The 23,588-nt window shown below is 50.7% G+C and carries 17 protein-coding genes and 2 rRNA genes; 12 read left to right on the forward strand and 7 right to left on the reverse strand.

Going from position 1 to position 23,588, the window contains the following annotated elements; translation table 11 throughout:
• A 23S ribosomal RNA gene (locus KD147_RS14625) occupies window positions 1-224 on the forward strand; the annotation flags it as partial.
• A 99-nt stretch (window positions 225-323) separates the two neighbouring features.
• Window positions 324-438 (forward strand): 5S ribosomal RNA (gene rrf / locus KD147_RS14630).
• A 449-nt stretch (window positions 439-887) separates the two neighbouring features.
• Here the strand turns inward: rrf and KD147_RS14635 are convergent.
• On the reverse strand, window positions 888-2,192 hold the full coding sequence (locus tag KD147_RS14635; protein WP_212548325.1) for an inosine/guanosine kinase: 1,305 nt from the start codon (window positions 2,190-2,192) through the stop codon (window positions 888-890).
• Window positions 2,193-2,334: 142 nt separating this feature from the next.
• Here KD147_RS14635 and tadA point away from each other — a divergent pair, with 142 nt between their 5' ends.
• Window positions 2,335-2,841: a tRNA adenosine(34) deaminase TadA gene (tadA, locus tag KD147_RS14640; RefSeq protein ID WP_212548326.1), complete on the forward strand. Its 507-nt coding sequence runs from the start codon at window positions 2,335-2,337 to the stop codon at window positions 2,839-2,841.
• Here tadA and KD147_RS14645 read toward each other — a convergent pair.
• Both KD147_RS14645 and mltF read right to left on the reverse strand, forming a co-directional pair.
• Window positions 2,838-3,008, reverse strand: a complete 171-nt coding sequence (locus KD147_RS14645; RefSeq protein WP_199883039.1) for a hypothetical protein — start codon at window positions 3,006-3,008, stop codon at window positions 2,838-2,840. The two genes, tadA and KD147_RS14645, sit on opposite strands and share 4 nt — an antisense overlap.
• A 60-nt stretch (window positions 3,009-3,068) precedes the next feature.
• Window positions 3,069-4,457, reverse strand: coding sequence for a membrane-bound lytic murein transglycosylase MltF (gene mltF / locus KD147_RS14650; RefSeq protein WP_349304702.1), 1,389 nt, complete (start codon window positions 4,455-4,457; stop codon window positions 3,069-3,071).
• A 200-nt stretch (window positions 4,458-4,657) separates the two neighbouring features.
• Between mltF and purL the strand changes: the two genes are divergently transcribed.
• The 4 genes from purL to KD147_RS14670 all read left to right on the forward strand — a co-directional run bounded on the left by purL (window position 4,658) and on the right by KD147_RS14670 (window position 11,671).
• Entirely contained in the window at window positions 4,658-8,542 is a 3,885-nt protein-coding gene (purL, locus tag KD147_RS14655) for a phosphoribosylformylglycinamidine synthase (RefSeq protein ID WP_212548327.1), read from the forward strand.
• A gap of 173 nt (window positions 8,543-8,715) precedes the next feature.
• Entirely contained in the window at window positions 8,716-11,151 is a 2,436-nt protein-coding gene (locus KD147_RS17035; RefSeq protein ID WP_212548328.1) for an intermembrane phospholipid transport YdbH family protein, read from the forward strand.
• 4 nt (window positions 11,152-11,155) lie between these two features.
• Window positions 11,156-11,341: a YnbE family lipoprotein gene (locus tag KD147_RS14665; RefSeq protein ID WP_425416044.1), complete on the forward strand. Its 186-nt coding sequence runs from the start codon at window positions 11,156-11,158 to the stop codon at window positions 11,339-11,341.
• A 9-nt stretch (window positions 11,342-11,350) separates the two neighbouring features.
• Window positions 11,351-11,671, forward strand: coding sequence for a YdbL family probable chaperone protein (locus tag KD147_RS14670; RefSeq protein WP_212548329.1), 321 nt, complete (start codon window positions 11,351-11,353; stop codon window positions 11,669-11,671).
• 25 nt (window positions 11,672-11,696) lie between these two features.
• Here KD147_RS14670 and KD147_RS14675 read toward each other — a convergent pair whose 3' ends face one another.
• A complete protein-coding gene (locus KD147_RS14675) occupies window positions 11,697-13,022 on the reverse strand; it encodes a S41 family peptidase (RefSeq protein WP_212548330.1) in 1,326 nt (441 codons plus the stop codon).
• Between the two features lie 141 nt (window positions 13,023-13,163).
• Window positions 13,164-14,120 (reverse strand): methylenetetrahydrofolate reductase, encoded by a 957-nt coding sequence (locus KD147_RS14680; protein ID WP_212548331.1) that lies wholly within the window; start codon window positions 14,118-14,120, stop codon window positions 13,164-13,166.
• Window positions 14,121-14,386: 266 nt separating this feature from the next.
• Here KD147_RS14680 and KD147_RS14685 point away from each other — a divergent pair, with 266 nt between their 5' ends.
• Window positions 14,387-17,260, forward strand: a complete 2,874-nt coding sequence (locus tag KD147_RS14685) for a M16 family metallopeptidase (protein WP_105190662.1) — start codon at window positions 14,387-14,389, stop codon at window positions 17,258-17,260.
• Window positions 17,261-17,311: 51 nt separating this feature from the next.
• Here KD147_RS14685 and srmB read toward each other — a convergent pair whose 3' ends face one another.
• Window positions 17,312-18,544 (reverse strand): ATP-dependent RNA helicase SrmB, encoded by a 1,233-nt coding sequence (gene srmB / locus KD147_RS14690; RefSeq protein ID WP_105190661.1) that lies wholly within the window; start codon window positions 18,542-18,544, stop codon window positions 17,312-17,314.
• Between the two features lie 68 nt (window positions 18,545-18,612).
• On the opposite strand from srmB, the gene KD147_RS14695 reads away from it, so the two are divergent.
• On the forward strand, window positions 18,613-19,308 hold the full coding sequence (locus KD147_RS14695) for a methyltransferase (RefSeq protein WP_105190692.1): 696 nt from the start codon (window positions 18,613-18,615) through the stop codon (window positions 19,306-19,308).
• 5 nt (window positions 19,309-19,313) lie between these two features.
• Here KD147_RS14695 and fldB read toward each other — a convergent pair whose 3' ends face one another.
• Entirely contained in the window at window positions 19,314-19,832 is a 519-nt protein-coding gene (gene fldB, locus KD147_RS14700; RefSeq protein WP_212548332.1) for a flavodoxin FldB, read from the reverse strand.
• A gap of 91 nt (window positions 19,833-19,923) precedes the next feature.
• Here fldB and xerD point away from each other — a divergent pair, with 91 nt between their 5' ends.
• The 3 genes from xerD to recJ all read left to right on the forward strand — a co-directional run bounded on the left by xerD (window position 19,924) and on the right by recJ (window position 23,498).
• A complete protein-coding gene (gene xerD / locus KD147_RS14705; RefSeq protein WP_105190659.1) occupies window positions 19,924-20,838 on the forward strand; it encodes a site-specific tyrosine recombinase XerD in 915 nt (304 codons plus the stop codon).
• Window positions 20,839-20,937: 99 nt separating this feature from the next.
• Window positions 20,938-21,675 carry a bifunctional protein-disulfide isomerase/oxidoreductase DsbC gene (gene dsbC / locus KD147_RS14710; RefSeq protein ID WP_105190658.1) on the forward strand — a complete coding sequence of 246 codons (738 nt, stop codon included), beginning with the start codon at window positions 20,938-20,940 and terminating at the stop codon, window positions 21,673-21,675.
• A gap of 89 nt (window positions 21,676-21,764) precedes the next feature.
• Window positions 21,765-23,498, forward strand: coding sequence for a single-stranded-DNA-specific exonuclease RecJ (recJ, locus tag KD147_RS14715; protein WP_249319345.1), 1,734 nt, complete (start codon window positions 21,765-21,767; stop codon window positions 23,496-23,498).
• Window positions 23,499-23,588: the final 90 nt, after the last annotated feature.

Below are 23,588 nucleotides of genomic sequence, written 5' to 3' on the forward strand. Positions count from 1 at the left end.
CGCTGGTGTTCGGGTTGTGATGCCAATTGCATTGCCCGGTAGCTACGTTCGGAATCGATAACCGCTGAAAGCATCTAAGCGGGAAGCGAGCCTCGAGATGAGTTCTCACTTGGAGTTCGACTCCACTAAAGGGCCGTTGAAGACTACAACGTTGATAGGCAGGATGTGGAAGCGCTGTGAGGCGTTAAGCTAACCTGTACTAATTACCCGTGAGGCTTAACCATACAACGCCAAAATGGTGTGAGACTGTTAAGTTAGAAGTTAGAAATTAAAGACTGAAGTAGACACATTACTTATAAAGCTTTCCGAATTTACAATTTTTTCCTGACGACCATAGCGTTTTGGAACCACCTGACCCCATGCCGAACTCAGTAGTGAAACGAAACAGCGTCGATGATAGTGTGGCATTTGCCATGTGAAAGTAGAACATCGTCAGGGCCTTATTAAAGAAACCCGCTCAATGAGCGGGTTTTTTGCGTTCTGGCGTTTAGGGCTTATCAAAATACAAGTTTCGCTCCGATTAGGTATCCAAAGACTTAGAGCAATGGCCAAGCAAGACCGGACAGTGCAAATACAGCGAAGAAGACAACCTCTGGGGCAGAAGGTCGACGAACAAAGGCAATGCACAAAAGACCCCAAGGGAAGATGACAAGGGGTCCCATAAGGTCAAAGCCTAAGTCTGACGGAATGAGCGCAATGCAAGTGCCACTAATCACCAAACCCACACCTACAGTTATGGCAATCAAGGTACGGTATGCTCGTAGCTTTTGCACAAACTTACTTAGCAAAGGAATTAACGCCATTCAGAGTATTAGTTATTTTAAGGATAGCCATAAACAAAAAAGCCGCTATATAAGCGGCTTAATATAATGATTCACAAGGGCTATTTACTGTTCCCAATAGGCCTGCTCTAAGCAATCTTCGCGCTCTGGAAGGCCGCGAGTTAAGCGTGGTGAGTGCTGTACCAATACTTCGTAGCTGGCACGGTTTGCATACTTGCTGATCTGCGCTAAAGACGAGTAGGTGATTGCCGCCTGCTCATGTTTGGCCGAGTTTGGTACATTCAACTTATGGTATTCGTTAGCGCTGATATCGTGGAGCACAGCGGCCAAGGCACAATCACCGGCGCCATTGGTGTTTTTAATGCTATCCGGTCCACCCATAAACGGAGCGGTATGGCTGTATGCTTTTAACGGGGCTTCACAGTCCTGCTTGCGCATGGCGCGAGAAAATTCATAGCGGTTAAAGTCGGCAATAGCACCGGGCAATAGCGGGTACTCGGTCTCGCGCTTACAGGGGTCATCGACATAACCGGCCATAAACATGCCTTTTTCTCCGGCGGTGCAGATCACCAGGTCAACCCAGTCTAGCGCCTTGTCTGCAGCCAACAGCGGGTCGGTAAAGCCGGTAATGGCCTCGCCTTCTTCTTCATTCATGGCGAGAATATCAACGTGCTTTTGGACAAACTCCGCCCACCATTTGGGGTCTTGTTCGATCAAAAAGCGGGTGCCCAGAGTAAGTACCACAGGCACGCCGGCATCATTGGCGTACTTGACCGCCTGCATAGTGGCGTCGGTCATGGTCTCTACGCCCTGAGTACGCATAAGATAGGCGCTGATCACTAGGGCCGAAGAGTTTTCGATAAGCTCTTTGCTGATAGACTCGGGGCGCAGGTGGTTCATTAAGCCCGCACTGATGGCAAAGGTACGTTCACCACTTTCATCAATGAGGGTAAAGCAGCGGCCGATAGGACCGTCCACGGGCTGAAGGTAATCCAAATCGACGCGGCTTGAGGTGTTACACAAGAAACGATAGGCATAGCTGCCTATTTTTATGTTCTCACTCATAACGCCAAGTAATACCGAGCGATCATCGGCCAGCACAGAATAATTATGCATGGTATTGCCAATGGTGCCACCGGCAAACTCGTAATCAATCATCTCGTTTAGTTTAAGACGATCATACAAGGCATTGGTGGTTTCACTGTCGATCACCTGAGACATGCCTCGACGTAGACCAAACTCATCAAGAAAAGCTAAATCGACCTTGGCTTCAATATCGACCACGATCTGATCAATGCCGACAATGTAGCTGCGCTTGAGTCGCGACTCGGCATTAATTTGATTAGTAAGTGGATCTTTCTCTTCCACCGGAAAATAATGTTTGTGTCTTCGACGACCAGGAAACTTCATGACTTACCCGTTTGCGGTATTCATAGAACAAAAAAAGCGGCGAATTATAGCTTAAATTTGCCCTCGCAGGCTATGCCATGGCTTATAAAATTGCCCGAAATAGCGATATAATTGCCCCTTTATTGTAGCTATTTGAGCGAATATGAGTGAATTTGATGATCAGTATTGGATGCACAAAGCCTTGGCTTGTGCGCAACGTGCTGAACAAATAGGAGAAATTCCAGTAGGTGCGGTGGTGGTTAAGGATAACCAGCTGATTGCCGAGGGCTGGAATCAATCTATCACCTTGAATGACCCATCCGCCCATGCAGAAATGATGGCGATTCGAGCCGCCGGTGAGGTGCTTAGCAACTACCGACTTATTGATTGCACCCTATATGTCACCCTGGAGCCTTGCTCTATGTGTGCCGGGCTCTTGGTGCACAGCCGTATCGAGCGTTTGGTGTTCGGAGCTACGGATCTGAAAACAGGCTCGGCGGGTTCGATTATGAATCTGGTGCAGGAGCCAAGGTTAAATCATCAACTCGAGGTGACATCCGGAGTATTGGCTGAACAGTGCTCGGCACAGTTATCGGCGTTTTTTAAACGTCGTCGGCAGGAACATAAGGAATTGAAGAAAGCGCGACAGCAGCGCACGGAGGAGGATTAAGACTCCGCCATACGCTGTTGCTCTAGCTCTTCCATTTGCTGGGCGGCAAACAGGCGACAGCGCCAGAGGATTTTACTGTGAGTGCTCTTTCTTAGCACTCGGCGACGTTTGGCGCTAGAAAATAGCACGCGTTGTTTAAAGCTATGCGTTCTACGACGTTTCAACATAGTACTTCTCCTGAAAGTGAGAGGGGAGAGCTACCATCACATCACGTTTAAGTGACAGTTTTATGGCATTCCTGCTGATTCTTCCGTGGCGCTGGCATCGGCGACATCCAGGGCTTGGTTTTCGTCTAGCCATACCAAGGTGTCGTAGTAGCGCCTTATATTATCTACGTAGGTTACGGCAACATCTCCACGCGCATAACCATACTTTGTAGTTCGATAATAACGTTTCTTCACTAGCAGCGGTAGGTATTTTTTAACGTCCGCCCATTTGTCCGGATCGTCGCCACCGCGCTCGGTGAGCGCTCGAGCATCGTTCACATGACCCCAGCCAACATTGTAAGAAGCTAAGGCGAACCAGGTGCGATCCGGTTGTGGAATGCGATCCGGTACACGCTCCAGTAAATAACGCAGGTATTTGGCACCGCCATCAATATTTTGTTCCGGCTTAAGGCGGTTTTTTACCCCCACCTGTTTGGCGGTAGGCAGGGTCAGCATCATGATGCCGCGCACCCCGGTGGGCGATTTAGCGCGGGGGTCCCACATCGACTCCTGGTAGCTCAGAGCCGCCAGCAGACGCCAGTCGAGCTCATTAGCATATTGCTTAAACCAGTGCGCATATTTGGGCAGGGTATCGGCCACGGCCTCAATAAAGGCCAAGGTGTTTACATAATTAAACTGGCGTACATGACCAAAGTATTTTTCTTCTAACGCGTAAAGACGGTTGTTTTCTTTTACCTCGCCGAAAAACTCGATCATCAGGGCATAAAGAGAATCATCATCGTCCTTGCGCATTAACCAGGCGATGGGGTCGTTACGAGTCACCGAAAAACCGATGCTGAGATTGGGGTGATAACGACGAAACAACGCCAGGGTATGGGAGTCGGCCAGGGTGTAATCGATTTCACCGTCGATAATGGCCTGCAGCAGCTCGGATTCATCCAGTTCATCGGTTTCATTCCAGGTGAGCTGCGGAAATTGCTTTTGCGCTCGCAGCAGGCTTTGCGAGTGGCTGCTGCGCTCCAATACGGTCAGCGTGCCCTCAAGATCTTCGAATCCTCGGGGGCGAGGGCGTCCTTGTTTATAGACCAGCTTTTGGCTGATGGTGCGATAGCTTGGGCCAAAGCGATACAACTCGGCGCGGCTCGGCGAATAGCCGATCCCCGAGGCGATGAGATCCAGAGAGCCGTTATCAAGGCGCGCAAACATATCGCTGAGGCTGAAAAAGGGCACTATTTCGAGCTTAACGCCCATATAGTCGGCAAACTCCTGGGCCAGCTCGTACTCAAAACCTTGCTCGCCCTGGGTGCCTTGATAATAGTTACTGGCGCCGGCGAGGGTGCCCACCCTTAATGTTTTGGTGTGATAAATATGTTCCAGTTGCGTTGGTTGTTGTGGCTCACTACAGCCAAAAAGTGCCACTAAAGCAATTGATAACAAAAATAATCTCACAGCCAGCCCCTATCGCCTTGTAAGCTACTCTTATAACAAAACCAAGGCCTTGCGTCACCACTACTTTAATGTGGTATGGCTGGAGTTAATAAATGCGGACAATCGTCCTTGTCGTGCCCCCTTTAACTCGCATTTTAAGGGAAATTAAGTATAATGCGCGGCAACTGTCGTTCAATCCTTAACCCCGGATGATAATACCTATGTTGATCCTTCGCGGTGCGCCAGCACTTTCCGATTTTCGCGTTCAAAAAGTGCTTACTCAGTGTAAGCAAGCTAACCTTCCCGTAACCGATGTTTATGCCGAGTTTATGCACTTTGCTGACTTAACAGCAGAGCTAAGTGCCGACGAGCATACTAAGCTTGAGAAACTACTAACCTACGGGCCGCATATTCCAGAGCACGAACCACAAGGTACGCTGATCTTGGTAACGCCGCGTCCAGGGACGATTTCACCTTGGGCTTCAAAGGCCACCGATATCGCTCATAACTGTGGTCTAACTCAGGTTCACCGCATCGAGCGTGGTATCGCCTACTATGTTGAAGGTGACTTAAGCGCCGAGCAGCAGCAAGAGGTTTCTGCACTGCTACACGACCGCATGACCGAAGCGACACATAGTTCACTTGAAGATGCCAGCAAGTTGTTCACCAATGAGCAGCCGCGTCCGATGTCATCGGTAGATATTCTAGGTGGTGGCCGTGAAGCGCTAGCAAAAGCGAATGTTGAGCAGGGCTTCGCTTTAGCGGACGACGAAATAGACTACCTGGTAGAGAACTTCCAGAAGCTGGGTCGTAACCCGAACGACATCGAACTATTTATGTTCGCCCAGGCTAACTCTGAGCATTGCCGTCACAAAATCTTTAACGCCGATTGGACCATCGACGGTGTTGAGCAGTCTAAGTCGCTGTTCAAAATGATCAAAAACACCTACGAGCAAAGCAGCGTAAACGTATTATCTGCCTATAAAGATAACGCCGCCGTAATGAAAGGCTCGGTAGCGGGTCGTTTCTTCCCTGATTTTGTCGGCGAATACACCTATCATCAAGAAAATATCGAAATCCTGATGAAGGTTGAAACCCACAACCACCCAACGGCTATTTCTCCGTTCTCGGGTGCATCTACCGGTTCAGGTGGTGAAATCCGTGACGAGGGTGCAACGGGTCGTGGTTCTAAGCCAAAAGCGGGCCTAGTTGGTTTCAGCGTATCTAACCTGCGTATTCCTGGCTTTGAACAGCCATGGGAAACCAAGTACGGTAAACCGGGTCGCATTGTTGAAGCGCTAGATATCATGATCGAAGGTCCTCTGGGTGGCGCGGCGTTTAACAACGAATTCGGTCGTCCAAACCTATTGGGTTACTTCCGTACCTACGAAGAATTAGTAAACAGCCACAATGGTGAAGAGGTGCGTGGTTACCACAAGCCAATCATGATCGCCGGTGGTCTAGGTAACATCCGTACCGAGCACGTACAAAAAGGTGAAATCCCTGTTGGCGCCAAGCTAATCGTGTTGGGTGGCCCGGCGATGAACATCGGCCTGGGTGGCGGTGCTGCTTCATCTATGGCATCGGGTCAATCAAACGAAGATCTAGACTTTGCCTCTGTACAACGTGAAAACCCAGAAATGGAGCGTCGTTGTCAGGAAGTAATCGACAAGTGTTGGCAGCTAGGCGATGACAACCCAATCGCCTTTATCCACGATGTGGGTGCGGGCGGTCTATCAAATGCCTTCCCTGAGTTGGTAGACGACGGTGGCCGTGGTGGTATTTTCGAGCTTCGTAACGTACCAAACGATGAGCCGGGCATGGCGCCGCACGAAATCTGGTGTAACGAATCACAAGAGCGTTATGTTCTTGCAGTAGCAGAAGAAAACTTCGAACGTTTCGAGCAAATCTGTAAGCGTGAGCGCGCGCAATATGCGGTTATTGGTACGGCGACCGAAGAGCGTCACCTGCGCGTTGCCGACTCACACTTCGGCAACAACCCGGTAGACCTTCCTCTTGAAGTACTACTTGGTAAAGCACCTAAGATGCACCGTGACGTAACGTCAAAACAAGCACAAGGTGAAGCGCTAGAAACTGCTCAGATTACAGTAAAAGACGCGGTTCAACGTTTACTTCGTTTGCCTGCGATTGCAGAGAAAACCTTCCTTATCACCATTGGTGACCGCTCGGTAACCGGTCTGGTTGCGCGCGACCAGATGGTGGGTCCATGGCAGGTGCCGGTAGCAAACTGTGCGGTAACAGCTGCAGCATTTGACACCTACCATGGTGAAGCCATGTCAATGGGTGAGCGTACCCCGGCGGCACTGCTTAACTTCGGTGCTTCTGCTCGTCTAGCGGTAGCCGAGTCACTGACTAACATCGCCTGTGCGGATATTGGTTCATTGCATAACATCAAGCTATCTGCAAACTGGATGGCAGCAGCGGGTCACCCGGGTGAAGATGCCGGTCTATATGAAGCCGTTAAAGCCGTGGGCGAAGAGCTGTGTCCAGCACTTGGCCTGACTATCCCGGTGGGTAAAGATTCGATGTCGATGAAGACCACCTGGCAGGATAACGGCGAAGACAAGGCGGTAACTGCGCCATTGTCACTGGTTATCACTGCGTTTGGCCGTGTTGAAGACATTCGTAAAACGGTAACGCCGCAGCTGCGCACCGACAAAGGCGAGTCAACGCTGCTACTTATCGACCTGGGCGCTGGCCAAAACCGTATGGGTGCATCGAGCCTGGCACAGGTTTACAAGCAACTTGGCGACAAGACCCCTGACGTCGATAGCCCAGAGCTACTAAAAGGCTTCTTCGAAGCCATGCAGGCGCTTGTAAGCGAAGAGAAACTGCTTGCGTACCATGACCGTTCAGACGGTGGTCTATTCGTAAGCGTTGCGGAAATGGCGTTTGCTGGTCACACAGGTGTGACGCTTGAGCTAGACGCGCTAGCGGGTTCTGACCTTGAAGTGCTATTTAACGAAGAGCTAGGTGCGGTTATTCAGGTGCGTAATAGCGACCTGGAAGCGGTTAAAGCGGTACTTGCGGATAACGGCCTTGCGGCAATGAGCCACGAGATTGGTACCTTGAACGATGCCGATCAGCTAATCATCAAGCGCGGCGGTGCTGCACTTGTTGATAACAGCCGTACCGAGCTTCGTTTAGCCTGGGCTGAAACCACGTATCAGATGCAGTCACTACGTGATAACCCAGCTTGTGCACAGCAAGAGCATGACGCAAAAGCGGATGCGAAAGACCCAGGTCTGAATGTGAAGCTAAGCTTCGACATCAATGAAGATGTTGCTGCGCCTTACATTGCCACCGGTGCTAAGCCGAAGATGGCTATCTTGCGTGAGCAAGGTGTTAACTCTCACGTGGAAATGGCGGCGGCATTTAACCGTGCCGGCTTTGCGGCCATCGACGTACACATGAGCGACATCCTTGAAGGGCGTTTGACTCTTGAAGAGTTTAAAGGCCTGGTAGCTTGTGGTGGCTTCTCATACGGTGACGTATTAGGTGCCGGTGAAGGTTGGGCTAAGTCAATTCTATTCAATGACATGGCGCGCGAGCAATTCCAAACCTTCTTCGAGCGTCAAGATACCTTCAGCCTAGGTGTGTGTAATGGCTGTCAGATGATGTCGACGCTGCGCGAATTGATCCCAGGCACAGAGCACTGGCCACGTTTCGTAACCAACCAAAGTGAGCGTTTCGAAGCGCGTGTTGCTCTGGTTGAAGTACAAGACAGCCCGTCTGTGTTCTTCAATGGCATGGCCGGTTCACGTATGCCTATTGCCGTTTCACACGGTGAAGGTCGTGCCGAGTTCGCTAACGATGCGGCGATTCAAACGGCGGTTAACTCAGGTACGGTTGCGGTTAAGTACGTGGACAACTACGGTAACCCAACCATGCAATACCCGGCGAACCCGAATGGTTCACCAGAGGCAATCTCGGGTATTACCTCTACCGATGGTCGTGCGACAGTAATGATGCCACACCCAGAGCGTGTATTCCGCGCCGTGGCTAACTCATGGCACCCGGATGAGTGGAAAGAAGATAGCCCGTGGATGCGTATGTTCCGTAACGCACGTAAACACATTGGCTAATACCTGGATTAATTCCCGGGTTAATTACCAAAGATAACAAAAAGGCTGCATTTGCAGCCTTTTTTGTGTGCGGCGTATTCAGTTTCTCCGTGTTAGTATTATTAGAGCAAGGGTTCAGCTAAAGGAAGGCTATGCTGCGGAAGGCTTTTTTAATATTACTTGGAGTAATCTTAGTGCTTGTCACCGCGCTTGCGGTGGCCTATGGATTTCGCAGCGAACTTACCCACATGCTGGCCAAGCATTATTTGCAACACCAGGGCGCCACGCTGACCTGCGCGCGCTGGCAATGGGGCTCCCAGTTGTTAGCCATAGATGCCGACCGGCTTTGCCTCGAATATCAGGGTCATGCTTTGACCTTGGAAGGCGTTACCCTAACGCCGACGGCCTTGCATATAGCAAGAGCGCATGTTCAAGCGGGCCCCATCGTCGGCGATGATAACCAAGGTAAACAAGCCAGCCCGTGGCAGCCAGCACCTCTGGCCTTATTGTTGCCACTAAAAAGACCCCTACTGAGCATAGCCGAAGCCAAGGTCAGCTTTGTCGACTTCAGTCGCCCCATGACCTTCGCTATTGAAGAAACGCAAATCAATCATTTTCAAATCACGGGTGATATCCAGGGCCAATGGTTGCTCAAAGCCGATGCCATTGAGGTAGACGTAGCCCTTGAGCGCGATTTTACCAAGGTGTTGGGCGAGTATATTAAAACGCAGCAAAATCATGCGCTGGACTGGCATGCGGATGTGGCTCAATTGGCGCTCAAAGGCGAGTTTTGGGGCAATAGCCTGGATGCTACTTTAGCCCTGCATCTTGATGGCGAGTTGCGCACCGAGCCCCAATGCCTATGGCAGCTTGCAAGTCAGGGGCAGGTGCATATTCAATCCGACGACATGCAGCAATACCGTATTACTGCCCAGCAGTTACAGACCGAACTGGGCGCTCTAAGCCATTGTCAGACCTTGGATAAGTACAGTGCCTACCTGGGAGAGCTGGCCGAAAAGCCTTGGCAGCTGAGTAGTGGCCAAACTATGACGGTCAATATGAGCGGCGAGTTTAGCCTGCCCGCATTAAGCATGGCTAACCGGGCGGGGCAGCAGTCAATCCTGATTGAAGCAAACAACAGCCTGGGCAATTGGCAAACCCTGACCTTAAGTAGTGAGTATCTGTTGGCGGCGCAATTAGACGGTATCGGCTCGCTGCAAAGCCAGGGCACCCTGACCGAGAAGCAGCTGCAAGGGCACTTCCTGGGTCAAGTAGCCTTGCCGCCGCAACCCGAACTTGAATATCAGCCGCTGCAGGCAAAAGGCCAGTTTGGTTACGACTATCTGGGCTCCGGGTGGTTGCGCGCTGATGTGGAAACCCCGGCCTTAAGTTATCAGGATTATCGGTTAAAGAACCTGGCACTGGCCCTGGATGGGTCGCTTGCTGCTGATGGCCAAGTCGAAGCCAAGCTAACCACTGCGGTGGCGGCGCTCAATAGTCCTCGGTTGAAGGCGCGCACCGTGACGCAGCAATATCATATTAACGCCAATGCCCTGGCTGCCGGCGAGCGGCAGGCGCAGGCTAAAGTGCAAAGCCAGGCAGGAGACTTAGAGCTGGAGGGGGTACGCTTAAGTGGCCTTGAGCTCGACAGCAACCTGAGCTTTAGTCGTGTTATCGAGGGCACTCATATCGCTTCTTGGCAAGATGTAGAAGCGCTGCTCAAGCATAACTGGAGCGACAACGCCCATGCCCTAAGTGTGGTTATCAATGACACCGAGCTGCCTACCTTTATGCCCCTGGTACAGCAACTTGAGCCCGAACTGGTGCTCAGCGGCGGCACCGTATCCTTGCATCTTGAGGGGGATGCGCTGCTGGAACGCTTTGATTGGCAAATGGATATCAATAACGCCGATATCTTGTATCAGAGCTACCTGGCCCAGTCCTTTACCCTGGCCCCGACAGGCAGTGTGAATTCAGGTGCACTTCAGCTCGATACGACTAAGTTTACCCTAAGTGAAGTGCGCGCCGGCCCAGTATTAAAAGAGGTGTCTGGTATGCTTGGAATGGATGAAGACCTTTATATCAGCCAGGTACAGGGCAATATTTTTGATGGTACCTTTGCACTGGATAAGCTTTATCTAACCACTCTGGGGAAGGAGCGGGTGCCGACGCTGTTAAAGCTCGAGGGGATCCGCGCCGAAAATGTCCTTGCCCTGGAACCGCAGCAGGGAATCAGCGTCAAAGGGCTATTGGCCGCAGAGCTGCCGCTGCGCTTTAATGAGCAGGGGATCAGCATCGAAAATGGCCGCATATACTCTCAGGCCGCGGGTAAGTTAACCATAGATAACAACGCCGCCTTCAATGCGGTTAAAGAGCAGCAGCAACAGTTAGGGCCCATGTTGGCCATGTTGGAGAATTTAGATATTAACAGTATTAATGCCGATGTTGATTTAACCCACGATGGTTGGTTAACTATGGCGATGCAATTGAAGGGAAAAAATCCCGAGCATCAACAAGAAGTTAATTTTAACTATAATCACCAGGAAAATATTTATACCTTATTCAGAGCGCTGCGCTTAAGTGACGAAATCACCAAAAGAGTAGAGCAAGAGTATCAAGCGAAGGAGTAAAGCAATGAGTACGCGAATGCTGGTGGCCTTAGTCGGCGCGTTAACCCTAATGGGTTGTACCCATAAGGTCGAGGTAGAGAGTAAAGAGCCGATCACCATCAACCTTAACGTGAAAGTGGATCATGAAATTCGCGTTAAAGTAGATAAAGAACTCGATGAACTTTTCGGCGACGACAGCGAGCTATTTTAGGAGGCGAATATGAAACTAGTTAAATGGACTATGTTACTAAGTGCGACCATGTTGGCCTTTAGTGCCTGGGCGCTGACCTTAGATCAGGCCAAGGCCCAGGGCATTGTCGGTGAAACCAGCACTGGTTACCTGGCGTTGGTGCAAGACTCTGCCGAGGCGCAGCAACTGATCACCGAGATCAATGCCAAGCGCAAGGCTAAATACCTGTCCTTGGCCAAGAAAAATGGCATCAGCCTCAGTCAGGTTGAAGCCCTGGCCGGCGCCAAGGCCATTGAAAAGACCGCTCCCGGACACATGGTCAAGGTCGATGGTAAATGGCGTAAGAAATAATCATAAAAATGAACAAGCAGGGTATTCACTGTGCTTGTTCATTTGTATTTGGTTTAACAACCTGATTTAGCCCTCGCCCACTTGGGCGCACTAAGTAAAACCGGGGACTTACTGCACGTAGGTTTGAGTTGGGTAAAGTGAAAAACTGAATTCCACCCGTTTGCCAGCTGTACCCGCCCGTGGGTGCTCCTACAAGGCGACCAAACTCATGGTCTTGAACCGTATTGGCAAACAAAATAGCGGAAGAGTAGGTTTGTACTCCAATAATAACGCTTACTTTACCACTAAAATGCAAAGGGTTAGAGACATCACTGCGCTCGTATTTTTCATATTGTCTGCTGACGACGTCACCGATTTTTTCTCCCTCATCCTGATGTGCTGCAATCACTTTTTTTTGGTAGAAGCTGGTGTGCCTGTAGGGCTTATCGGCGATATAGGTGAGTAGGCCCTTCTTCCACATATCATCATCACCACCGCGATTAAGACTCACGTCAATGATCAGATGCTGTATGTTGTGCTCTTGTATGGTTTTGAATGCGTCGCGAGTAAAGTCGTAGAATGCCTGTTTGTCATGCCACCAGAACTCATTGATGGTCATTTTGGCTTCACCTGCACTTAGAATCTCAAACTTAAATGTATCATCAAAGGTAGGCTTGCTCATGCTCATAGGCTTGCTTTTTGAAGCGTCAACAATCAAAGTGCGAGGGAGGGACTTATCACTAAACTCAATAATAAACTCCTCCTTTTTGCCAATAAACAACCAGTAGTACAAAGCAAACTTGGTGCTTAGCAGCGCTTCCCTATGGCGAACAGTGTCACCATACATTCGTGACATCAATCTAGTGTAAATCGACTCTATGGGTTGGTTGTTGATGGCGACAATGCGCGCGTTCTCATATGGACTTTTTTCTCCACCGAGTTTACTGGCGATAGAAATTTCACCTTCCCTTATCTTGACCTCAAATGGAAATAAACCCTGATTGTCATTAGCGAGTTGCTCCACTAGGCGACGCTGGCTAGGGATCATTATATTCATATGACCATCATTGAATTGACCGTTCAAAACACTAATGTGTGTGAGAAATTCATTAACGCTTAGGGGAGAATCAAGCTCACTTTTGAGTTCATTTAACTTACTTTCAAAAGTCTTGATATCCTCAATGCGCAAAGACAAATCAGGATGAGTATCTTTGACCCAGCGCCACCATGTATCAATGTCATCGTGCATCTGCTCAGGCGTGATGGTTTTATTCAGTGAATGGATAGCGGTTAAATCAGAGCTGGCCCAGGTCTGATGAAAAAGTACCGTGATTAATAACGCTGTGAGTTTAATGAATCTTGCTACAAACATTGTAAAAGTCCCTATTAATTTAAGGGGTTAGACGCTGTAAGTTGCTAAAGGGTTTAAAGAGGCAATTTTTATAATAAAAGCGCCACCATATGTGGTGGCGCAAAAGTTAAGCAAAAGAATGATGGGTAAATCGATAGACGTTTAAGCGATAAGGCGCTCGGCCAGACTTAACTCCATGGTCGCTTTAAGCAGGCGATAAAGGTTAATCGACGCATCGATCTCTTCTTTACGATTGGTTAAAGACTCGATGTTTAACCCCAACGGCACCCCTAAATGAGCACAGCTACGCAGAATTAAATCCAGGTTCTCACGGCAAATACGCACCGACTCACTTAAGGTGTTGTCAGCATCGAGCATGCGCCACTTGGTTGCCTCGGGTACGGAAATGCCCAGCCACTGCATAAAGTCCAGGGTGGTTTCACCACCGCAGGGTGTAAAGGTGAGGATAATACGCTGCGGCGTCAGACCTTGCTGGCGACAGCTGCGGGCATAGCTGGTGATCAAGTCTATGGTCGCCTGGGCGTTGTAGACCGCTTGCGAGATGAAAAACTTACAACCTTGGTCCGTTTTCGTCAGCAAACGCTCGTGCTCATTACCCTTGCTGGCATGGCGCTCGGCTATGGTGACGCCACCCAAAAAGAAATCGTGGTCGTGCTCGCCAAGGTGGCTATAGGCATCGTTCAGGCTCAGCTTTATGTCACCGGATGACGATGGACTGCCGACCAAGACCAGATTATTGAGGTTATATTCCTGGTAGGTGGTATCTAACCACTGGTTAAACTCGCCGGCGCTGCGCTGGGCCACGCTCTTATAGGTGATCACATCGAGCTGTGACAAACGACGCAACAAGCCACTGTAGTGACGCGGGTCAATGGTCTCTTTAAACGGAAAAGGGCGGGGCACATTGGTGCGGCTGCTTTCATCTTGAATATCGTAAACCACCACGCCGTCGTACTCGATTTCGTGTAAGCGCCCAAGCAGCTTTTCGGCAATGGCTTGCAGCTTGGTGTCGTCGGTGCCTGTCTTTGGTGGCGTGGTGCCGATAAGGTAAACCCCTTGGCGGGGGTCTTCAATTTTCTCTTGCAGTGTTAGCGCCATGATCCTCATTCCCATATGCGGTTGATGAAACAACTATAACAGCCATTTAGACGTCTATACAGCCCTTTCTAGTGAAACTTACTCAAGGGTGTTGAGTTCAATTCAAGTTGAACCTCTGCAAGCGGGGTCGTAAAACCCCTTGTAACGCCCCTTTGACACATTTGTTTACAGCAAAATCGGGTGTCGATTACGCGCAGTGAGTGAATTTATTGCATAATGGATTGGATCAAAAATCAGATAACAATCAGATAACACAAGGTAGGAAGATGAAACTATCGGTCATTGCTTCGGGTATCGCGCTGGCGCTGACGCTAGGCGGATGTCAAAGCACACAGACAACGCAAACAAGTGCTGCAGTTGAAACGGCACAGCAAAACAATAAAGTATTTGCCCAGGACTATGTATTAGAAGAGCTAGACAATGGTCTGCGGGTCATGGTGGTTAAAACCGATTACCCAGATGTGGTCTCGCTACAGATCCCGGTTTCGGTAGGCTCGCGCAACGAAGTAGAGGAAGGTAAAACCGGCTTTGCCCACTTTTTCGAGCACATGATGTTCAAAGGCTCGGAAAAATTCCCGGAAGATGTGTATGCCGATATCATGAAAAACTCAGGCGTAGATAACCGTGCCTACACCACCAATGACTACACCAACTATCACCTTAATTTTTCCAAGCAGCATTTAGACAAGGTGCTGGAGGTGAAAGCCGATGTATTTCAAAACCTCAGCTACACCGAAGAGCAGTTCCGCACCGAGGCGCTGACGGTGAAGGGCGAATACCTAAAAAACAATGCCAGCCCTATTCGTAAGCTACTGGCCGCGGTGCGCAAAGAAGCGTTCGACAAGCACACCTATGAGCACACCACCATGGGCTTCTTCGAAGACATCGAAGCCATGCCGGACCAAAGCGAGTACGGGCAAACCTTCTTTAAGCGCTTCTATAAGCCCGAGTACGTTTCCTTGGTGATCGTCGGCGACGTAGACCCCAAAGAAACCATTGAAATGGTGAAAAAGCACTGGGGTAACTGGCAGCGTGGTGACTATCAGGCGGATATTCCGGTAGAGCCGAAACAAGCTGCGCCACGTTATGTGCATGAGCAGTACGAAGGCTTACCGGGGCACTGGCTGCTGGTTTCGTATAAGGGCACCGAGTGGAACCCAAATACCAAGGACCGCGCCGCGTTGGACCTGTTGTCACAACTTTATTTCTCTGAAAACTCGGAGCTATACCAGCAGTTGGTGGTTGAAAAGCAAATAGCTTCGCAAATGTTTACCTACAACCCGGAAACAAAAGATCCGGGCCTGTTGCATGTGTTCGTTAAGGTTGATGACGAAGAAAACCTTGCCGTAGTGCGTGATGCCATTAACCAAACCTATGCCAAAGCGCGCACCGAGTTGGTGGATGAAGGCAAACTGGCGGCGTTGAAATCAAACGCTAAATACAGTTTTATCAATAGCCTGGATTCATCACAGGCCATCGCCTCGACGCTGGCCAACTATATGCACTTTGAGCGTGACCCAGAGGTGATCAATGCCCTTTACCAAAGTGCCGACAGCGTCAGTGCCGAAGACATTCGCGCCATCGCCAATAAGTACTTTACCGATAGCAGCCGCACCACGGTTACCATGTCGGCCAAGGACAAGGTCGCCGGCTTTGATACCGAAGTGCAGCTCGATGCCTTGGTAACCGAGATCAATAACAAGCCAAGCGAGCAATTCTTTAGCGTACTGGATAAAACCAACAGCTCCCCTCTGGTTGACGTAAACTGGTTGTTCTACACCGGTGCAGCGGCGGATCCTGAAGGTAAAAAAGGTGTGGCAGCACTCACAGCTGCGATGCTGGCCAAAGGCGGCAGCCAGTCGATGAGCTACAAGGAAATTCAAAAAGCCCTTTACCCGATTGCCGGCAGTTTTTCTTATCAAATCGATAAGGAAATGATCTCGCTACGTGGTCGCATTCATAAGGACAACGCCGAGCAATGGTATGAGCTTGTCAGCGACCAACTACTTGATCCAGGCTTCCGCGAAGACGATTTTGCCCGCTTAAAGAAAGAGTTGATCGACGGCATCAAGTCGGGTCTAAAAGCCTCTAACGATGAAGAGCTGGGTAAAGAGGTACTCTACGCCGAGCTGTATCACGGTCACCCTTATGGGGCCTACAACTACGGTGACTTGTCTGACTTAGAAGCCTTGACCCTGGATGATGTCAAAGCCTTCTATGGTGCAAACTTTACCCAGCGTAATTTGCACCTGGGTCTGATCGGTGCTGTGCCTGAAAAGGTGAAAGCGCAAATGATGACCGACCTGCAATCATTGCCAGCGGGCGAGCAAGCGCGTTTGGATATTCCGGATGCGCCAGCACTTGAGGGCCATCACGCTACCATCATCGAAAAGAACGCCAAATCCACGGCGGTGTCATTCGGCTTCCCAATCGAAACCACGCGTTCGAGCAAAGACTGGACGGCGCTGTGGTTGGTACGTTCCTTCCTTGGTGAGCACCGTAACTCCAATGCCAAATTATTTGAGCGTATTCGCCAAGTACGCGGCATGAACTACGGTGATTATGCCTATATCGAATACTTCCCACGAGGCATGTTCCAAACCAAGCCGGATGCCAACCTGGGTCGTTCCGAGCAAATCTTCCAGGTCTGGTTGCGTCCGCTGCGCTCGAACAACGATGCCCACTTTGCAACGCGCACGGCACTGTTCGAGCTGGATAAGCTAATCAATCAGGGCATGAGTGAGGAAGACTTCATCGCTACCCGTAACTTCCTGGTTAACTTTGTGCCGCAGCTGGTGGCGAGCCAAAATCGTCAGCTCGGTTATGCCTTGGATAGCCAATTCTACGGTATCGATAACTTTGCCGACACCGTGCGTTCGCAGCTTGAAACGCTTACGGTGGCAGATGTGAACCGCGTTATTCGTGAAAACCTGCAAACCGATAATATTCATTATGTGTTTGTCAGTGGCGATGGCGAAGACATGAAGGCGCGTTTAGCGAACGAGCAGGTATCACCGCTTAAGTACAACACCGAAAAACCTGCCGAGCTGGTGGCCGAAGATAAGCAAATCGAAAGCTACAAGCTGGCCATCCCGAGCAGCAATATCAAGGTTGTGGCTTTGGAAGACGTGTTTAAGTAAGTAGAACCGAGACAGCAAAAAGCCGCTCAATCGAGCGGCTTTTTTTATGGGTTATTTCTTTTTTGCCTTGGCCTTGGCTTTTTTGCGTTTGGCTTTCATTTTTTCCGGATCTTTTTTCTTCTTCGGCGGCAGCTTGGCTTCTTTGTGCTGTGGCTCCAGGCCTTTAATCTTACGGCGCTTTAATACCTGATCGGTGTAGCGCTCAATTTTACCTACCATGGCTACTTCATGGGCTTCAACCAGGGAAATGGCGGTGCCTTTTTTACCGGCGCGGGCGGTACGGCCAATGCGGTGTACATACACATCGGCGCTGCGCGGCATATCGAAGTTGAACACATGGCTGATGTCGTTAACGTCGATACCACGAGCGGCGACATCGGTGGCAATCAAGATCTTAGTGCGGCCACTGTGGAAGCTGGCCATCGCCGCCATACGTTTATCCTGCGGCATTTCACCGCGCAACCAGGTGGTTTTAATGTCATGAGTGAAAAGCTCGCCAACCAGTGTCTCTAAACGCTCACGGGTTTTAACGAAGACAATGGCCTTTTCAACATCTTCTTGCTGCAGCAAGTGCACCAGAAGCTTAAGCTTATGGTCGTAATCATCGGCCAGGTGCACCCATTGCAAAATCTTGCCGCGTTCACGACGTGAAGGCGAAGCCTCAAGCTGGGCGGGCTCGTTTAAGATGCGCTCGGAGAACTTGGCTACGCTGTCGCCCTCGAGAGTGGCAGAGAAGAGCATACATTGACGGCGGTTTTTCGCTTCCTCACAAATGCGCAGCATTTCTTTACGGAAACCCATGTCCAGCATGCGGTCTGCTTCGTCCAAAATAAGCAATTCGACGTCTTCGGCATGGAAGTTTTCTGTGTCCAGATATTCCATCAAGCGCCCGGGGGTCGCGATCAGGATATCGTTATTCTTTTCAAAAATTTCTTTATGCGTGCCGTAGTTGATACCGCCGGTCACCACCCCGATTTTTAGGTGGGTTTGCGCCGCCAGCTTCTCGCATTGTTCATGCACCTGGTAGGCCAGCTCACGGGTCGGCGTCATGATCAAGACGCGGGCGAATCCCGGGTTACGGCGCGGGTGATCCAACAGGTATTGAATGGCTGGGATCAAAAATGCCGCTGTTTTGCCGGTGCCGGTTGGGGCGCAGGCAAGGACATCGCGTCCTTCCAGGGCATCTGGAATAGCCAGTTCCTGAATGCTGGTGGGCTTAGTAAAACCTAGGCTGTCAATGGCGTTGAGTAGCGCGGTATCAAGATCAAAATCGGCAAATTGCATAAAGGAGTCAAAATGAAGGACAATTAGGGCAATTATACGTGGCACATGCGCAAACACAAAGGTCTAAAGTGGCAGGTTTTCAGTTTAAACAATTTTCTATCGCTCAATGCAGCACCGCCATGAAGGTTTCCACCGATGGCATTATGCTCGGGGCCTGGTCCAAGCTGGGTTCGGCTCAACATGTATTGGATGTGGGCACAGGCACCGCATTGCTGGCGCTGATGTGTAAACAACGCGCACCTTCCGCCAGGGTGCAAGCCATAGATATAGAGCCGGATGCCGTTGCTCAAGCGAAGAGCAATGTGGCGGCAAGCCCCTGGACGGATATTGAAGTCACATTGGCAGATGCGCAGCATTTTGACAGTGAGCGTAAGTTTGATCTACTGATCAGTAACCCGCCGTATTTCGATAATGCCTTAAAGGCGCAAGACAACAAACGCAACCTTGCGCGTCATACCGACAGTTTGCCGTTTTCGGCGCTGATCGATTTATGGCAAAGGGTGGGCCATGCCAACAGTGAATTGGCGGTGATCCTTCCTTGCGAGCAGGGGCAACACTTGGTGCAATTGGTTGAGCAGGCGGGTGGGCATTTACGGCGATTATGCGAGGTAAAAAGCACCGAACGTAAAGCGGTCAGTCGTTGGCTGATGCAATTTAGCTGGCACGCGGGTGAGTCTAAGCGAGAGCTGCTAGTGATCCACGCAGGCGACGACTACAGTGAGGGCTATCGACGCCTTTGCCGTGAATTTTATTTACGTTTCTAATGTACTTATAGCTCGGCGTATTCGGTCATGATCTGCTCCACCCAGTTGGCAATGCGATCATCGCTTTTTTCATACTGGCTGTCTTCGTCAAGGGCCAGGCCTACGAAGTGTGACCCATCTTCGGTAAGCGCTTTAGACGCTTCGAACTCATACTCATCGCTGTTAGGCCAGTAACCGATAAATTGCACCCCTTGCGGCGCGATTTCATCATGAAGCATGCCAAGGGCATCTTGGAACCACTGGCCATAGCCTTGTTGGTCACCCATGCCGAACAGGGCAATGACCTTACCCGTCAGGTTGACGTCTTTAATGTCGTCCCAGTGCGATTCCCAGTCTTCTTGAATTTCACCGAAGTCCCAGGTGGAAATGCCAAACATGACAAAATCATAGTTTTCGGCCGTTTTCAGCGCTTCATCTTTAATATTGAAGAGATCAACAACGTCGGCACCGATAATATCGCGGATTTTTTCTGCCGCTATTTCCGTGTAGCAGGTGGTCGAGCCGTAAAATAAACCAATCTTCATCGTTATCACATCGCTTGCCATTGATAGGGCGAAGTCTAACGTATCGTGCCCCGAGTATCTATCTGATATGATGCAATTAATATAAATCTTTATGGCCATTGACGTGAGTAAGCAGCCGCCACACCCGGATAACCTAGAGCATATTGAGCAGTTTTTGGATGCGCTGTTTCTTGAAAGCGGGGCCAGCGACAATACCTTGTCCGCCTATCGCACCGACTTGAAAAAGTTCAGTGACTTTATTGCCCCCCGGGCGCTGCTGGATGTGGATACCCAGGAGGTGGAGCAATACCTGGCCTATCGGGTTGACCTGGGGTTAAGCCCGCGCAGCACGGCGCGCAGTATCAGTGCCTTAAAGCGTTTTTACCAGCATCAAATCACCGACAAACGCCTGACCCGCTCACCTCTGGAGACCATTAGCCGGCCCAAGGCCATGCAGGCACTGCCGAAAACCCTGAGCGAGGCCAATGTTGAAGCCCTATTGGCGGCGCCCGATTGCGAGGATGCCATGGGGCTGCGCGACAGAGCCATGTTAGAGCTGCTTTATGCCACCGGACTGCGCGTCAGTGAACTTATCGGCCTGCGCCTGGAGCATGTCAATCAGAACCAGGCGGTGGTCTTTGTTAAGGGCAAGGGTGGTAAAGAGCGCTTGGTGCCCATGGGCGAAGAGGCCCTTGACTGGCTGGCGCGCTATATGAAATTTGCGCGCCCGGCATTGATAAAACACGCCACGGATTTTGTGTTTGTATCGAAACGAGGGATCGGCATGACGCGGCAAACCTTTTGGCATCGCATCAAACACTATGCTATGTTGGCGAACATTAAATCAGATCTGTCGCCGCATACCCTGCGTCATGCCTTTGCAACTCACTTGCTTAATCATGGTGCCGACTTGCGTGTAGTGCAGATGATGCTGGGTCACAGCGATTTGTCGACCACACAGATATATACGCATGTGGCCAACGAAAGACTAAAATTAGTGCATCAAACTCATCACCCCCGAGCTTAGCTATCAAGCTTAGGACTAGGTCGTAAAGCTTAGGGCGTGAATTTTATCGCTGATTCACGGTCTAGGTAGTATGACTAGAAGTTTTTAGAGACATATATTATGAAAAATTTATTTATCGCACTGGCCTTGGCCGGTGTTAGTGCGGCTACTAGCGTCAATGTTTCGGCGGCGCAACCGGTGGCTGAAGGTAACAGTGCAGTGAAAGCCCAGTTTGCCCAATTGGGTCTGAATGCCAAGAAAGTAAATACTACGCCTCTGGCCGGTGTGGTTGAGGTGATCACCAATCGCGGCGTATTCTATGCCAGTGAAGACGGTCGCTACCTGGTTCAAGGCACTCTGATTGACTTAAAAAATAAAGAAAACCTGACAGAGGCCGCGTTAAGCGACGTGCGTCTTGAAGGAGTGGAGCAATACAAGGACTCGATGATCGTCTATAAGGCCGACAAAGAAAAAGGCAAGATCACCGTGTTTACCGATATCACCTGTGGTTACTGTCGTAAGCTACACCGGGAGCTAGACGATTACCTAGATGCGGGTATCACAGTTCAGTATTTGGCCTTCCCTCGTGGCGGCATGGGCTCTCAGGGTTATACGGATCTAATGAACGTATGGTGTGCCAAGGATCAGCAACAAGCACTGACCGATGCTAAAGCCGGCTCCAAGCCAGAAGAGGTGGCGCAGTGTAATGCCCCGGTGGCGGAGCATTATCAGCTAGGACAAAGCTTTGGTATCAGCGGTACACCGGCGATTATTTTGTCTGACGGCAGCATGATCCCTGGTTATCAACCGGCAGCGGCTATTAGCGTCGCCATTGACCAGATAAAATCTAAATCTTAATCGGATTACAGCTAGGCCTGTAAGCTAAGGTGCTTTGTGCCCTTAGCCGCAGGCCTGTTTTTTTGCCTTTAGAAACATGGAGTCGAGCCTTGCAGGCGCAAACTACCATTACCGCTCGTCAGCGCGTGGATGATTCCCACCTAAGCGCTCAATTACACCCAGTTATTCGTCAACTCTATGCGGCCCGGGGGGTCAGCGACCCGGCTCAAATCGATAACAGTGTCAGCACCTTGCATGATTTTCGTCTCTTTCGCGATATCGACAAAGCCGCCGCACTGCTGTTAGAGAGCCTGAAAAAACAAGAAAAGGTACTTATTGTTGGTGACTTCGACGCCGACGGTGCCACCAGTACCGCAACCCTGATGCAGGGTCTGCAGATGTTTGGCTTTACCCGGCTTGATTACCTGGTGCCCGACCGTTTTAATTTTGGTTATGGACTCAGTGTCGAGCTGGCCGAGCATATAATTGCCCTGGCACCGGATCTAGTGATCACAGTCGATAGCGGTATCTCCTGTATTAACGGCATTGCCCGAGTCAAAGAAGCGGGCATCAAGGTGTTGGTCACCGACCACCACCTCCAAGGTGAGCACCTGCCCAATGCCGACGCCATAGTGAACCCCAACCGCCACGATTGTCAGTTTCCATCTAAGTCCATTGCCGGCGTAGGCGTTGCCTTTTACCTCTTGATTGCCTTTCGCCATGCCCTGCGTGAGGCGAATTGGTTTGAGCAGCAAGCGCAGCCTGAACCCAATTTAGGCAACCTGTTGGACCTGGTGGCGCTGGGCACGGTCGCCGATGTCGTGGCGCTGGATGCCAACAATCGCACCCTGGTGCATCAGGGTCTGGCGCGCATTCGCAGTGGCCGCACCCGTCCGGGTATCGATGCCCTGATTGAGGTGGCCAGACGTAACCGCGCTCGCCTTAGTGCCAGCGATTTTGGTTTTGCCTTAGCGCCCCGTCTGAATGCTGCCGGGCGTTTGGACGATATGAGTTTAGGCATCGCCTGCTTATTGGCGCCGGAGCTCAATCAGGCTCGGCGTATAGCCGGTGAGCTCGATGCCCTTAACGCCGAGCGTAAAGAAATAGAGCAGGGCATGCAGCAAGAAGCCCAGGCGGCACTGAGCAGGCTCTCTTTGGGCTCTAACGAGGTTCCTGACGCCCTGTGTTTGTACCAGCAAGACTGGCACCAAGGCGTGATAGGGATTCTTGCCGGGCGTTTAAAAGAGCAGCACCACAGACCCACCGCTATCTTTGCCGCCGGGGACAATGGTCATCTCAAGGGTTCATGTCGTTCCATCGAAGGAGTGCATATGCGCGATGTGCTGGCGCACCTCGATGCCCAGCATCCGGGGCTGATCATCAAGTTTGGTGGTCATGCCATGGCCGCCGGATTGAGCATAGAAGAGGCCCGCTTTGGTGAATTTCAACGGGCGTTTGTCGAGGAAGTGGCCAAGCAGCTCACCGAAGAAGCCAAGGAGTGCGTATTGCTCACCGATGGCGAGCTGCCGGCGGATTGTTTCACCCTCGACTTTGCCGAACTACTGCGCCAGGCAGGTCCCTTTGGCCAGCACTTTCCCGAGCCTGTGTTTGAGCACACCTTTGAGCTGTTGCAACAAAGGGTGGTGGGCGACAAGCACCTGAAGCTGGTGCTGCGCCATCAAAGTGGCAGGGTTATTGACGCCATCGCCTTTAATATTGATGTGCGTGCCTGGCCCGATGCTCAGGTACGTCATGTGCACCTGGCCTATCAGCTCGATATCAATGAGTTTCGTGGCCAGTTCTCGCTGCAATTAATCGTGCGGGAAATGCAAAAACGCGGCTGATCACACGGCCCTAACCAGGGCCAATAAAATTGTACTAATTCGTATAAAAGCGCTAATAAATTCGACAATTATTTGTTAAAATCGAGCGCT

Origin of the sequence: Pseudoalteromonas sp. BDTF-M6 (genome assembly GCF_018334135.1) — a bacterium.
GTDB lineage: Bacteria > Pseudomonadota > Gammaproteobacteria > Enterobacterales > Alteromonadaceae > Pseudoalteromonas.